Raw genomic sequence first — 15756 nt, 5'->3', positions numbered from 1 at the left:
CGGAGTTTCGTGCCATGGCTAGGATAAGTACAAACCATCCCTATAAGGCTCGTTGAGTGAGCTATTAGCTCGGGGTAGACAATTGGAAGCATTTTGTAACCTTGATTAAGGTCGGTCCCCAAAATTGCAAAAATTATAAAGAGTTGGGTTGTGTATGGCAACGATAACAAGAGAGAAGATCTAGGCAGATAGAGGGTAGTTTTGTAAAAGCACGCTATAAAACCTACAAGTAGGCAAAAAAAGTGGTCTTACTGTACCAAGGTACAATAGCAAGCTGGACTTTTATTATCTATCTTGTGATTAATCATAAAACTATTTTCGGCTTCATAAAGTCTTCTTATTTAAGGTAAGCATCATGAGCGACAGTCAAACATCCTTCGCCACAATAGGTAATGTAATCGGTACTATCACCAAGCTATCAGGCTCGGTAACGATTCAATCCATTGATGGGCAAGAGCGTGTTGTTAAAATTGGCGATCCGATATTCTTTGGTGAAACCGTTGTGACTGGCGCTAATTCTAGTGTGACTATCGCTTTCAACGATGGCTCCGAGGTGGTGATTGGTAGCGACTCGGTTGTCGAAATTACCGATGAAATCTATAACACTGGCGATAATGAGGACCTTGTCGCTGACTCCACTGCAGATATAGACGCTTTACAAGCAGCAATTTTATCTGGTGATGACCCAACCTTAATTCAAGAGGCTCCTGCTGCTGGTGAGTCTCAAACAGAAGAGCAAGATCGTGTCGATGTTGATATTGACCGTAATGATAATAGTGCTCTTCCTACATTTGGTGCAGACTCGTTCGGCACTCTGCCAACTTATGGTTACGACACTAATAATGGCAGCGGCGGACAAACAAATCAGAATCAATATTCAGCTCCTTCTAGTTCAGCTAGGGCGGCTGATGAGACTACAACTCCCCCTTCATTAACTCCAGCTGTTGGTAGAATAACTGTTTCTGATATCACTTCGGATGACATTATTAATGCCCAAGAAGCGGCATCTAATATTACCGTATTTGGTCGAGTAACTGGGGATGTCAAAAACGGCGATATTGTTACATTGACGGTCAATGGTAAAGAATACACAGGTGTTGTAACAAATCGTCAATATAGCATTTCTGTATCAGGGGCTGATTTAGCGAATGACCCTGATAGAAAAGTGGATGTTAGTGTAACTGTTACAAACGCTTCGGGTAGTTCCTTATTAGTAACTGGTAGCTCTAGCTATCAAGTCGATCTAGAAGCCCAAGCAGGTACAGTAACGGTAGATAATATTACCGAAGATGATGTATTAAATGCGGCTGAAGCCAAAGATACAGTGACTGTGACAGGTTCTGCATCAGGTGGTGATATTTCGGTTGGTGACAAAGTATCTTTAGAAATTAATGGCAAGATTTATACCGCCACAGTTTTGGCTGGTGGTACATGGACAGTGAATGTTGCGGGTGCAGACCTTGCGGCGGACACCGAGTTCGAGGTTGTCGTGACGTCTTCAGACGCGGCTGGAAACACAGTCGAGAGCAAAGCGACTTCAACTCATACGGTCGATCTGGAAGCGGATGCGGGTACGGTGACGGTAGCGAACATCACGGCAGATGACGTGATCAACGCGAATGAAAGCGGCGAGACCATCGCGGTGACAGGTACGGCGACGGGTGGCGATATCGCAGAAGGCGATGTTGTGACCATGACGATCAATGGTGAAGACTACAGCACGACGGTAGATGCGGATGGCAACTGGACAGTGAATGTTGCGGGTGCAGACCTTGCGGCGGACACCGAGTTCGAGGTTGTCGTGACGTCTTCAGACGCGGCTGGAAACACAGTCGAGAGCAAAGCGACTTCAACTCATACGGTCGATCTGGAAGCGGATGCGGGTACGGTGACGGTAGCGAACATCACGGCAGATGACGTGATCAACGCGAATGAAAGCGGCGAGACCATCGCGGTGACAGGTACGGCGACGGGTGGCGATATCGCAGAAGGCGATGTTGTGACCATGACGATCAATGGTGAAGACTACAGCACGACGGTAGATGCGGATGGCAACTGGACAGTGAATGTTGCGGGTGCAGACCTTGCGGCGGACACCGAGTTCGAGGTTGTCGTGACGTCTTCAGACGCGGCTGGAAACACAGTCGAGAGCAAAGCGACTTCAACTCATACGGTCGATCTGGAAGCGGATGCGGGTACGGTGACGGTAGCGAACATCACGGCAGATGACGTGATCAACGCGAATGAAAGCGGCGAGACCATCGCGGTGACAGGTACGGCGACGGGTGGCGATATCGCAGAAGGCGATGTTGTGACCATGACGATCAATGGTGAAGACTACAGCACGACGGTAGATGCGGATGGCAACTGGACAGTGAATGTTGCGGGTGCAGACCTTGCGGCGGACACCGAGTTCGAGGTTGTCGTGACGTCTTCAGACGCGGCTGGAAACACAGTCGAGAGCAAAGCGACTTCAACTCATACGGTCGATCTGGAAGCGGATGCGGGTACGGTGACGGTAGCGAACATCACGGCAGATGACGTGATCAACGCGAATGAAAGCGGCGAGACCATCGCGGTGACAGGTACGGCGACGGGTGGCGATATCGCAGAAGGCGATGTTGTGACCATGACGATCAATGGTGAAGACTACAGCACGACGGTAGATGCGGATGGCAACTGGACAGTGAATGTTGCGGGTGCAGACCTTGCGGCGGACACCGAGTTCGAGGTTGTCGTGACGTCTTCAGACGCGGCTGGAAACACAGTCGAGAGCAAAGCGACTTCAACTCATACGGTCGATCTGGAAGCGGATGCGGGTACGGTGACGGTAGCGAACATCACGGCAGATGACGTGATCAACGCGAATGAAAGCGGCGAGACCATCGCGGTGACAGGTACGGCGACGGGTGGCGATATCGCAGAAGGCGATGTTGTGACCATGACGATCAATGGTGAAGACTACAGCACGACGGTAGATGCGGATGGCAACTGGACAGTGAATGTTGCGGGTGCAGACCTTGCGGCGGACACCGAGTTCGAGGTTGTCGTGACGTCTTCAGACGCGGCTGGAAACACAGTCGAGAGCAAAGCGACTTCAACTCATACGGTCGATCTGGAAGCGGATGCGGGTACGGTGACGGTAGCGAACATCACGGCAGATGACGTGATCAACGCGAATGAAAGCGGCGAGACCATCGCGGTGACAGGTACGGCGACGGGTGGCGATATCGCAGAAGGCGATGTTGTGACCATGACGATCAATGGTGAAGACTACAGCACGACGGTAGATGCGGATGGCAACTGGACAGTGAATGTTGCGGGTGCAGACCTTGCGGCGGACACCGAGTTCGAGGTTGTCGTGACGTCTTCAGACGCGGCTGGAAACACAGTCGAGAGCAAAGCGACTTCAACTCATACGGTCGATCTGGAAGCGGATGCGGGTACGGTGACGGTAGCGAACATCACGGCAGATGACGTGATCAACGCGAATGAAAGCGGCGAGACCATCGCGGTGACAGGTACGGCGACGGGTGGCGATATCGCAGAAGGCGATGTTGTGACCATGACGATCAATGGTGAAGACTACAGCACGACGGTAGATGCGGATGGCAACTGGACAGTGAATGTTGCGGGTGCAGACCTTGCGGCGGACACCGAGTTCGAGGTTGTCGTGACGTCTTCAGACGCGGCTGGAAACACAGTCGAGAGCAAAGCGACTTCAACTCATACGGTCGATCTGGAAGCGGATGCGGGTACGGTGACGGTAGCGAACATCACGGCAGATGACGTGATCAACGCGAATGAAAGCGGCGAGACCATCGCGGTGACAGGTACGGCGACGGGTGGCGATATCGCAGAAGGCGATGTTGTGACCATGACGATCAATGGTGAAGACTACAGCACGACGGTAGATGCGGATGGCAACTGGACAGTGAATGTTGCGGGTGCAGACCTTGCGGCGGACACCGAGTTCGAGGTTGTCGTGACGTCTTCAGACGCGGCTGGAAACACAGTCGAGAGCAAAGCGACTTCAACTCATACGGTCGATCTGGAAGCGGATGCGGGTACGGTGACGGTAGCGAACATCACGGCAGATGACGTGATCAACGCGAATGAAAGCGGCGAGACCATCGCGGTGACAGGTACGGCGACGGGTGGCGATATCGCAGAAGGCGATGTTGTGACCATGACGATCAATGGTGAAGACTACAGCACGACGGTAGATGCGGATGGCAACTGGACAGTGAATGTTGCGGGTGCAGACCTTGCGGCGGACACCGAGTTCGAGGTTGTCGTGACGTCTTCAGACGCGGCTGGAAACACAGTCGAGAGCAAAGCGACTTCAACTCATACGGTCGATCTGGAAGCGGATGCGGGTACGGTGACGGTAGCGAACATCACGGCAGATGACGTGATCAACGCGAATGAAAGCGGCGAGACCATCGCGGTGACAGGTACGGCGACGGGTGGCGATATCGCAGAAGGCGATGTTGTGACCATGACGATCAATGGTGAAGACTACAGCACGACGGTAGATGCGGATGGCAACTGGACAGTGAATGTTGCGGGTGCAGACCTTGCGGCGGACACCGAGTTCGAGGTTGTCGTGACGTCTTCAGACGCGGCTGGAAACACAGTCGAGAGCAAAGCGACTTCAACTCATACGGTCGATCTGGAAGCGGATGCGGGTACGGTGACGGTAGCGAACATCACGGCAGATGACGTGATCAACGCGAATGAAAGCGGCGAGACCATCGCGGTGACAGGTACGGCGACGGGTGGCGATATCGCAGAAGGCGATGTTGTGACCATGACGATCAATGGTGAAGACTACAGCACGACGGTAGATGCGGATGGCAACTGGACAGTGAATGTTGCGGGTGCAGACCTTGCGGCGGACACCGAGTTCGAGGTTGTCGTGACGTCTTCAGACGCGGCTGGAAACACAGTCGAGAGCAAAGCGACTTCAACTCATACGGTCGATCTGGAAGCGGATGCGGGTACGGTGACGGTAGCGAACATCACGGCAGATGACGTGATCAACGCGAATGAAAGCGGCGAGACCATCGCGGTGACAGGTACGGCGACGGGTGGCGATATCGCAGAAGGCGATGTTGTGACCATGACGATCAATGGTGAAGACTACAGCACGACGGTAGATGCGGATGGCAACTGGACAGTGAATGTTGCGGGTGCAGACCTTGCGGCGGACACCGAGTTCGAGGTTGTCGTGACGTCTTCAGACGCGGCTGGAAACACAGTCGAGAGCAAAGCGACTTCAACTCATACGGTCGATCTGGAAGCGGATGCGGGTACGGTGACGGTAGCGAACATCACGGCAGATGACGTGATCAACGCGAATGAAAGCGGCGAGACCATCGCGGTGACAGGTACGGCGACGGGTGGCGATATCGCAGAAGGCGATGTTGTGACCATGACGATCAATGGTGAAGACTACAGCACGACGGTAGATGCGGATGGCAACTGGACAGTGAATGTTGCGGGTGCAGACCTTGCGGCGGACACCGAGTTCGAGGTTGTCGTGACGTCTTCAGACGCGGCTGGAAACACAGTCGAGAGCAAAGCGACTTCAACTCATACGGTCGATCTGGAAGCGGATGCGGGTACGGTGACGGTAGCGAACATCACGGCAGATGACGTGATCAACGCGAATGAAAGCGGCGAGACCATCGCGGTGACAGGTACGGCGACGGGTGGCGATATCGCAGAAGGCGATGTTGTGACCATGACGATCAATGGTGAAGACTACAGCACGACGGTAGATGCGGATGGCAACTGGACAGTGAATGTTGCGGGTGCAGACCTTGCGGCGGACACCGAGTTCGAGGTTGTCGTGACGTCTTCAGACGCGGCTGGAAACACAGTCGAGAGCAAAGCGACTTCAACTCATACGGTCGATCTGGAAGCGGATGCGGGTACGGTGACGGTAGCGAACATCACGGCAGATGACGTGATCAACGCGAATGAAAGCGGCGAGACCATCGCGGTGACAGGTACGGCGACGGGTGGCGATATCGCAGAAGGCGATGTTGTGACCATGACGATCAATGGTGAAGACTACAGCACGACGGTAGATGCGGATGGCAACTGGACAGTGAATGTTGCGGGTGCAGACCTTGCGGCGGACACCGAGTTCGAGGTTGTCGTGACGTCTTCAGACGCGGCTGGAAACACAGTCGAGAGCAAAGCGACTTCAACTCATACGGTCGATCTGGAAGCGGATGCGGGTACGGTGACGGTAGCGAACATCACGGCAGATGACGTGATCAACGCGAATGAAAGCGGCGAGACCATCGCGGTGACAGGTACGGCGACGGGTGGCGATATCGCAGAAGGCGATGTTGTGACCATGACGATCAATGGTGAAGACTACAGCACGACGGTAGATGCGGATGGCAACTGGACAGTGAATGTTGCGGGTGCAGACCTTGCGGCGGACACCGAGTTCGAGGTTGTCGTGACGTCTTCAGACGCGGCTGGAAACACAGTCGAGAGCAAAGCGACTTCAACTCATACGGTCGATCTGGAAGCGGATGCGGGTACGGTGACGGTAGCGAACATCACGGCAGATGACGTGATCAACGCGAATGAAAGCGGCGAGACCATCGCGGTGACAGGTACGGCGACGGGTGGCGATATCGCAGAAGGCGATGTTGTGACCATGACGATCAATGGTGAAGACTACAGCACGACGGTAGATGCGGATGGCAACTGGACAGTGAATGTTGCGGGTGCAGACCTTGCGGCGGACACCGAGTTCGAGGTTGTCGTGACGTCTTCAGACGCGGCTGGAAACACAGTCGAGAGCAAAGCGACTTCAACTCATACGGTCGATCTGGAAGCGGATGCGGGTACGGTGACGGTAGCGAACATCACGGCAGATGACGTGATCAACGCGAATGAAAGCGGCGAGACCATCGCGGTGACAGGTACGGCGACGGGTGGCGATATCGCAGAAGGCGATGTTGTGACCATGACGATCAATGGTGAAGACTACAGCACGACGGTAGATGCGGATGGCAACTGGACAGTGAATGTTGCGGGTGCAGACCTTGCGGCGGACACCGAGTTCGAGGTTGTCGTGACGTCTTCAGACGCGGCTGGAAACACAGTCGAGAGCAAAGCGACTTCAACTCATACGGTCGATCTGGAAGCGGATGCGGGTACGGTGACGGTAGCGAACATCACGGCAGATGACGTGATCAACGCGAATGAAAGCGGCGAGACCATCGCGGTGACAGGTACGGCGACGGGTGGCGATATCGCAGAAGGCGATGTTGTGACCATGACGATCAATGGTGAAGACTACAGCACGACGGTAGATGCGGATGGCAACTGGACAGTGAATGTTGCGGGTGCAGACCTTGCGGCGGACACCGAGTTCGAGGTTGTCGTGACGTCTTCAGACGCGGCTGGAAACACAGTCGAGAGCAAAGCGACTTCAACTCATACGGTCGATCTGGAAGCGGATGCGGGTACGGTGACGGTAGCGAACATCACGGCAGATGACGTGATCAACGCGAATGAAAGCGGCGAGACCATCGCGGTGACAGGTACGGCGACGGGTGGCGATATCGCAGAAGGCGATGTTGTGACCATGACGATCAATGGTGAAGACTACAGCACGACGGTAGATGCGGATGGCAACTGGACAGTGAATGTTGCGGGTGCAGACCTTGCGGCGGACACCGAGTTCGAGGTTGTCGTGACGTCTTCAGACGCGGCTGGAAACACAGTCGAGAGCAAAGCGACTTCAACTCATACGGTCGATCTGGAAGCGGATGCGGGTACGGTGACGGTAGCGAACATCACGGCAGATGACGTGATCAACGCGAATGAAAGCGGCGAGACCATCGCGGTGACAGGTACGGCGACGGGTGGCGATATCGCAGAAGGCGATGTTGTGACCATGACGATCAATGGTGAAGACTACAGCACGACGGTAGATGCGGATGGCAACTGGACAGTGAATGTTGCGGGTGCAGACCTTGCGGCGGACACCGAGTTCGAGGTTGTCGTGACGTCTTCAGACGCGGCTGGAAACACAGTCGAGAGCAAAGCGACTTCAACTCATACGGTCGATCTGGAAGCGGATGCGGGTACGGTGACGGTAGCGAACATCACGGCAGATGACGTGATCAACGCGAATGAAAGCGGCGAGACCATCGCGGTGACAGGTACGGCGACGGGTGGCGATATCGCAGAAGGCGATGTTGTGACCATGACGATCAATGGTGAAGACTACAGCACGACGGTAGATGCGGATGGCAACTGGACAGTGAATGTTGCGGGTGCAGACCTTGCGGCGGACACCGAGTTCGAGGTTGTCGTGACGTCTTCAGACGCGGCTGGAAACACAGTCGAGAGCAAAGCGACTTCAACTCATACGGTCGATCTGGAAGCGGATGCGGGTACGGTGACGGTAGCGAACATCACGGCAGATGACGTGATCAACGCGAATGAAAGCGGCGAGACCATCGCGGTGACAGGTACGGCGACGGGTGGCGATATCGCAGAAGGCGATGTTGTGACCATGACGATCAATGGTGAAGACTACAGCACGACGGTAGATGCGGATGGCAACTGGACAGTGAATGTTGCGGGTGCAGACCTTGCGGCGGACACCGAGTTCGAGGTTGTCGTGACGTCTTCAGACGCGGCTGGAAACACAGTCGAGAGCAAAGCGACTTCAACTCATACGGTCGATCTGGAAGCGGATGCGGGTACGGTGACGGTAGCGAACATCACGGCAGATGACGTGATCAACGCGAATGAAAGCGGCGAGACCATCGCGGTGACAGGTACGGCGACGGGTGGCGATATCGCAGAAGGCGATGTTGTGACCATGACGATCAATGGTGAAGACTACAGCACGACGGTAGATGCGGATGGCAACTGGACAGTGAATGTTGCGGGTGCAGACCTTGCGGCGGACACCGAGTTCGAGGTTGTCGTGACGTCTTCAGACGCGGCTGGAAACACAGTCGAGAGCAAAGCGACTTCAACTCATACGGTCGATCTGGAAGCGGATGCGGGTACGGTGACGGTAGCGAACATCACGGCAGATGACGTGATCAACGCGAATGAAAGCGGCGAGACCATCGCGGTGACAGGTACGGCGACGGGTGGCGATATCGCAGAAGGCGATGTTGTGACCATGACGATCAATGGTGAAGACTACAGCACGACGGTAGATGCGGATGGCAACTGGACAGTGAATGTTGCGGGTGCAGACCTTGCGGCGGACACCGAGTTCGAGGTTGTCGTGACGTCTTCAGACGCGGCTGGAAACACAGTCGAGAGCAAAGCGACTTCAACTCATACGGTCGATCTGGAAGCGGATGCGGGTACGGTGACGGTAGCGAACATCACGGCAGATGACGTGATCAACGCGAATGAAAGCGGCGAGACCATCGCGGTGACAGGTACGGCGACGGGTGGCGATATCGCAGAAGGCGATGTTGTGACCATGACGATCAATGGTGAAGACTACAGCACGACGGTAGATGCGGATGGCAACTGGACAGTGAATGTTGCGGGTGCAGACCTTGCGGCGGACACCGAGTTCGAGGTTGTCGTGACGTCTTCAGACGCGGCTGGAAACACAGTCGAGAGCAAAGCGACTTCAACTCATACGGTCGATCTGGAAGCGGATGCGGGTACGGTGACGGTAGCGAACATCACGGCAGATGACGTGATCAACGCGAATGAAAGCGGCGAGACCATCGCGGTGACAGGTACGGCGACGGGTGGCGATATCGCAGAAGGCGATGTTGTGACCATGACGATCAATGGTGAAGACTACAGCACGACGGTAGATGCGGATGGCAACTGGACAGTGAATGTTGCGGGTGCAGACCTTGCGGCGGACACCGAGTTCGAGGTTGTCGTGACGTCTTCAGACGCGGCTGGAAACACAGTCGAGAGCAAAGCGACTTCAACTCATACGGTCGATCTGGAAGCGGATGCGGGTACGGTGACGGTAGCGAACATCACGGCAGATGACGTGATCAACGCGAATGAAAGCGGCGAGACCATCGCGGTGACAGGTACGGCGACGGGTGGCGATATCGCAGAAGGCGATGTTGTGACCATGACGATCAATGGTGAAGACTACAGCACGACGGTAGATGCGGATGGCAACTGGACAGTGAATGTTGCGGGTGCAGACCTTGCGGCGGACACCGAGTTCGAGGTTGTCGTGACGTCTTCAGACGCGGCTGGAAACACAGTCGAGAGCAAAGCGACTTCAACTCATACGGTCGATCTGGAAGCGGATGCGGGTACGGTGACGGTAGCGAACATCACGGCAGATGACGTGATCAACGCGAATGAAAGCGGCGAGACCATCGCGGTGACAGGTACGGCGACGGGTGGCGATATCGCAGAAGGCGATGTTGTGACCATGACGATCAATGGTGAAGACTACAGCACGACGGTAGATGCGGATGGCAACTGGACAGTGAATGTTGCGGGTGCAGACCTTGCGGCGGACACCGAGTTCGAGGTTGTCGTGACGTCTTCAGACGCGGCTGGAAACACAGTCGAGAGCAAAGCGACTTCAACTCATACGGTCGATCTGGAAGCGGATGCGGGTACGGTGACGGTAGCGAACATCACGGCAGATGACGTGATCAACGCGAATGAAAGCGGCGAGACCATCGCGGTGACAGGTACGGCGACGGGTGGCGATATCGCAGAAGGCGATGTTGTGACCATGACGATCAATGGTGAAGACTACAGCACGACGGTAGATGCGGATGGCAACTGGACAGTGAATGTTGCGGGTGCAGACCTTGCGGCGGACACCGAGTTCGAGGTTGTCGTGACGTCTTCAGACGCGGCTGGAAACACAGTCGAGAGCAAAGCGACTTCAACTCATACGGTCGATCTGGAAGCGGATGCGGGTACGGTGACGGTAGCGAACATCACGGCAGATGACGTGATCAACGCGAATGAAAGCGGCGAGACCATCGCGGTGACAGGTACGGCGACGGGTGGCGATATCGCAGAAGGCGATGTTGTGACCATGACGATCAATGGTGAAGACTACAGCACGACGGTAGATGCGGATGGCAACTGGACAGTGAATGTTGCGGGTGCAGACCTTGCGGCGGACACCGAGTTCGAGGTTGTCGTGACGTCTTCAGACGCGGCTGGAAACACAGTCGAGAGCAAAGCGACTTCAACTCATACGGTCGATCTGGAAGCGGATGCGGGTACGGTGACGGTAGCGAACATCACGGCAGATGACGTGATCAACGCGAATGAAAGCGGCGAGACCATCGCGGTGACAGGTACGGCGACGGGTGGCGATATCGCAGAAGGCGATGTTGTGACCATGACGATCAATGGTGAAGACTACAGCACGACGGTAGATGCGGATGGCAACTGGACAGTGAATGTTGCGGGTGCAGACCTTGCGGCGGACACCGAGTTCGAGGTTGTCGTGACGTCTTCAGACGCGGCTGGAAACACAGTCGAGAGCAAAGCGACTTCAACTCATACGGTCGATCTGGAAGCGGATGCGGGTACGGTGACGGTAGCGAACATCACGGCAGATGACGTGATCAACGCGAATGAAAGCGGCGAGACCATCGCGGTGACAGGTACGGCGACGGGTGGCGATATCGCAGAAGGCGATGTTGTGACCATGACGATCAATGGTGAAGACTACAGCACGACGGTAGATGCGGATGGCAACTGGACAGTGAATGTTGCGGGTGCAGACCTTGCGGCGGACACCGAGTTCGAGGTTGTCGTGACGTCTTCAGACGCGGCTGGAAACACAGTCGAGAGCAAAGCGACTTCAACTCATACGGTCGATCTGGAAGCGGATGCGGGTACGGTGACGGTAGCGAACATCACGGCAGATGACGTGATCAACGCGAATGAAAGCGGCGAGACCATCGCGGTGACAGGTACGGCGACGGGTGGCGATATCGCAGAAGGCGATGTTGTGACCATGACGATCATGGTGAAGACTACAGCACGACGGTAGATGCGGATGGCAACTGGACAGTGAATGTTGCGGGTGCAGACCTTGCGGCGGACACCGAGTTCGAGGTTGTCGTGACGTCTTCAGACGCGGCTGGAAACACAGTCGAGAGCAAAGCGACTTCAATCATACGGTCGATCTGGAAGCGGATGCGGGTACGGTGACGGTAGCGAACATCACGGCAGATGACGTGATCAACGCGAATGAAAGCGGCGAGACCATCGCGGTGACAGGTACGGCGACGGGTGGCGATATCGCAGAAGGCGATGTTGTGACCATGACGATCAATGGTGAAGACTACAGCACGACGGTAGATGCGGATGGCAACTGGACAGTGAATGTTGCGGGTGCAGACCTTGCGGCGGACACCGAGTTCGAGGTTGTCGTGACGTCTTCAGACGCGGCTGGAAACACAGTCGAGAGCAAAGCGACTTCAACTCATACGGTCGATCTGGAAGCGGATGCGGGTACGGTGACGGTAGCGAACATCACGGCAGATGACGTGATCAACGCGAATGAAAGCGGCGAGACCATCGCGGTGACAGGTACGGCGACGGGTGGCGATATCGCAGAAGGCGATGTTGTGACCATGACGATCAATGGTGAAGACTACAGCACGACGTAGATGCGGATGGCAACTGGACAGTGAATGTTGCGGTGCAGACCTTGCGGCGGACACCGAGTTCGAGGTTGTCGTGACGTCTTCAGACGCGGCTGGAAACACAGTCGAGAGCAAAGCGACTTCAACTCATACGGTCGATCTGGAAGCGGATGCGGGTACGGTGACGGTTAGCGAACATCACGGCAGATGACGTTGATCAACGCGAATGAAAGCGGCGAGACCATCGCGGTGACAGGTACGGCGACGGGTGGCGATATCGCAGAAGGCGATGTTGTGACCATGACGATCAATGGTGAAGACTACAGCACGACGGTAGATGCGGATGGCAACTGGACAGTGAATGTTGCGGGTGCAGACCTTGCGGCGGACACCGAGTTCGAGGTTGTCGTGACGTCTTCAGACGCGGCTGGAAACACAGTCGAGAGCAAAGCGACTTCAACTCATACGGTCGATCTGGAAGCGGATGCGGGTACGGTGACGGTAGCGAACATCACGGCAGATGACGTGATCAACGCGAATGAAAGCGGCGAGACCATCGCGGTGACAGGTACGGCGACGGGTGGCGATATCGCAGAAGGCGATGTTGTGACCATGACGATCAATGGTGAAGACTACAGCACGACGGTAGATGCGGATGGCAACTGGACAGTGAATGTTGCGGGTGCAGACCTTGCGGCGGACACCGAGTTCGAGGTTGTCGTGACGTCTTCAGACGCGGCTGGAAACACAGTCGAGAGCAAAGCGACTTCAACTCATACGGTCGATCTGGAAGCGGATGCGGGTACGGTGACGGTAGCGAACATCACGGCAGATGACGTGATCAACGCGAATGAAAGCGGCGAGACCATCGCGGTGACAGGTACGGCGACGGGTGGCGATATCGCAGAAGGCGATGTTGTGACCATGACGATCAATGTGAAGACTACAGCACGACGGTAGATGCGGATGGCAACTGGACAGTGAATGTTGCGGGTGCAGACCTTGCGGCGGACACCGAGTTCGAGGTTGTCGTGACGTCTTCAGACGCGGCTGGAAACACAGTCGAGAGCAAAGCGACTTCAACTCATACGGTCGATCTGGAAGCGGATGCGGGTACGGTGACGGTAGCGAACATCACGGCAGATGACGTGATCAACGCGAATGAAAGCGGCGAGACCATCGCGGTGACAGGTACGGCGACGGGTGGCGATATCGCAGAAGGCGATGTTGTGACCATGACGATCAATGGTGAAGACTACAGCACGACGGTAGATGCGGATGGCAACTGGACAGTGAATGTTGCGGGTGCAGACCTTGCGGCGGACACCGAGTTCGAGGTTGTCGTGACGTCTTCAGACGCGGCTGGAAACACAGTCGAGAGCAAAGCGACTTCAACTCATACGGTCGATCTGGAAGCGGATGCGGGTACGGTGACGGTAGCGAACATCACGGCAGATGACGTGATCAACGCGAATGAAAGCGGCGAGACCATCGCGGTGACAGGTACGGCGACGGGTGGCGATATCGCAGAAGGCGATGTTGTGACCATGACGATCAATGGTGAAGACTACAGCACGACGGTAGATGCGGATGGCAACTGGACAGTGAATGTTGCGGGTGCAGACCTTGCGGCGGACACCGAGTTCGAGGTTGTCGTGACGTCTTCAGACGCGGCTGGAAACACAGTCGAGAGCAAAGCGACTTCAACTCATACGGTCGATCTGGAAGCGGATGCGGGTACGGTGACGGTAGCGAACATCACGGCAGATGACGTGATCAACGCGAATGAAAGCGGCGAGACCATCGCGGTGACAGGTACGGGCGACGGGTGGCGATATCGCAGAAGGCGATGTTGTGACCATGACGATCAATGGTGAAGACTACAGCACGACGGTAGATGCGGATGGCAACTGGACAGTGAATGTTGCGGGTGCGACCTTCGGCGGACACCGAGTTTGCGTGACGTCTTCAGACGCGGCTGGAACACAGTCGAGGCAAGCGACTTCACTCACGTCGATCTGGAAGCGGATGCGTACGGTGACGGTAGCGAACAGCAGATGACTGTCAACGCGAATAAGCGGCGAGACCTCGCGGTGCAGGTACGGGCGGGTGGCGAATCGCAAGCATGTTGTACTGACGATCAATGGGGAGATACAGCCGAGGTAGATGCGGAATGACAGTGATGTGCGGGTGCAGACCTTGCGGCGGACACCAGTCGAGGTTGTCGTGAGTCTCGACGCGGTGGAAACACAGTCGAGAGCAACGACTCACTCAACGGTCGATCTGAAGCGGATGCGGGTACGGGGGGCCAGCAGATGGGATCAACGCGAATGAAAGCGGAGAGACCATCGCGGGTGACAGGTACGGCGACGGGTGGCGATATCGCAGAAGGCGATGTTGTGACCATGACGATCAATGGTGAAGACTACAGCACGACGGTAGATGCGGATGGCAACTGGACAGTGAATGTTGCGGGTGCAGACCTTGCGGCGGACACCGAGTTCGAGGTTGTCGTGACGTCTTCAGACGCGGCTGGAAACACAGTCGAGAGCAAGCGACTTCAACTCATACGGTCGATCTGGAAGCGGATGCGGGTACGGTGACGGTAGCGAACATCACGGCAGATGACGTGATCAACGCGAATGAAAGCGGCGAGACCCATCGCGGTGACAGGTACGGCGACGGGTGGCGATATCGCAGAAGGCGATGTTGTGACCATGACGATCAATGGTGAAGACTACAGCACGACGGTAGATGCGGATGGCAACTGGACAGTGAATGTTGCGGGTGCAGACCTTGCGGCGGACACCGAGTTCGAGGTTGTCGTGACGTCTTCAGACGCGGCTGGAAACACAGTCGAGAGCAAAGCGACTTCAACTCATACGGTCGATCTGGAAGCGGATGCGGGTACGGTGACGGTAGCGAACATCACGGCAGATGACGTGATCAACGCGAATGAAAGCGGCGAGACCATCGCGGTGACAGGTACGGCGACGGGTGGCGATATCGCAGAAGGCGATGTTGTGACCATGACGATCAATGGTGAAGACTACAGCACGACGGTAGATGCGGATGGCAACTGACGTGATGGGGTGCAGACCTTGCGGCGGACACCGAGTTGAGGTTGTCGTGA

Annotated in this window: 9 protein-coding genes; all 9 read left to right on the top strand. The window is 55.7% G+C overall.

What is annotated here, in order from left to right:
- Positions 1–355: 355 nt before the first annotated feature.
- The 9 genes from C1X04_RS11305 to C1X04_RS11270 all read left to right on the top strand — a co-directional run bounded on the left by C1X04_RS11305 (position 356) and on the right by C1X04_RS11270 (position 15706).
- Positions 356–12025: an Ig-like domain-containing protein gene (locus tag C1X04_RS11305; protein ID WP_137169974.1), complete on the top strand. Its 11670-nt coding sequence runs from the start codon at positions 356–358 to the stop codon at positions 12023–12025.
- Between the two features lie 20 nt (positions 12026–12045).
- On the top strand, positions 12046–12186 hold the full coding sequence (locus C1X04_RS18480; protein WP_175404933.1) for a hypothetical protein: 141 nt from the start codon (positions 12046–12048) through the stop codon (positions 12184–12186).
- Positions 12183–12647 carry an Ig-like domain-containing protein gene (locus tag C1X04_RS11300; protein ID WP_175404932.1) on the top strand — a complete coding sequence of 155 codons (465 nt, stop codon included), beginning with the start codon at positions 12183–12185 and terminating at the stop codon, positions 12645–12647. The genes C1X04_RS18480 and C1X04_RS11300 overlap by 4 nt, the downstream gene beginning before the upstream one ends.
- Positions 12622–12834 (top strand): hypothetical protein, encoded by a 213-nt coding sequence (locus C1X04_RS11295; RefSeq protein WP_137169972.1) that lies wholly within the window; start codon positions 12622–12624, stop codon positions 12832–12834. Before C1X04_RS11300 ends, C1X04_RS11295 begins: the two co-directional genes overlap by 26 nt.
- Complete coding sequence (locus tag C1X04_RS11290; protein WP_137169971.1) at positions 12831–13583, top strand: Ig-like domain-containing protein; 753 nt, start codon at positions 12831–12833, stop codon at positions 13581–13583. The genes C1X04_RS11295 and C1X04_RS11290 overlap by 4 nt, the downstream gene beginning before the upstream one ends.
- Positions 13584–13603: 20 nt before the next feature.
- Complete coding sequence (locus C1X04_RS11285) at positions 13604–14500, top strand: Ig-like domain-containing protein (RefSeq protein WP_137169970.1); 897 nt, start codon at positions 13604–13606, stop codon at positions 14498–14500.
- Positions 14484–14684 carry a hypothetical protein gene (locus C1X04_RS11280; protein WP_254682378.1) on the top strand — a complete coding sequence of 67 codons (201 nt, stop codon included), beginning with the start codon at positions 14484–14486 and terminating at the stop codon, positions 14682–14684. The genes C1X04_RS11285 and C1X04_RS11280 overlap by 17 nt, the downstream gene beginning before the upstream one ends.
- 269 nt (positions 14685–14953) lie before the next feature.
- A complete protein-coding gene (locus tag C1X04_RS11275; protein ID WP_137169968.1) occupies positions 14954–15226 on the top strand; it encodes an Ig-like domain-containing protein in 273 nt (90 codons plus the stop codon).
- A 39-nt stretch (positions 15227–15265) separates the two neighbouring features.
- Complete coding sequence (locus C1X04_RS11270; RefSeq protein WP_137169967.1) at positions 15266–15706, top strand: Ig-like domain-containing protein; 441 nt, start codon at positions 15266–15268, stop codon at positions 15704–15706.
- Positions 15707–15756: the final 50 nt, after the last annotated feature.

This window comes from Marinomonas sp. FW-1 (assembly GCF_005222245.1).
GTDB lineage: Bacteria > Pseudomonadota > Gammaproteobacteria > Pseudomonadales > Marinomonadaceae > Marinomonas > Marinomonas alcarazii.
This window is presented reverse-complemented; position numbering and strand designations above follow the sequence as displayed.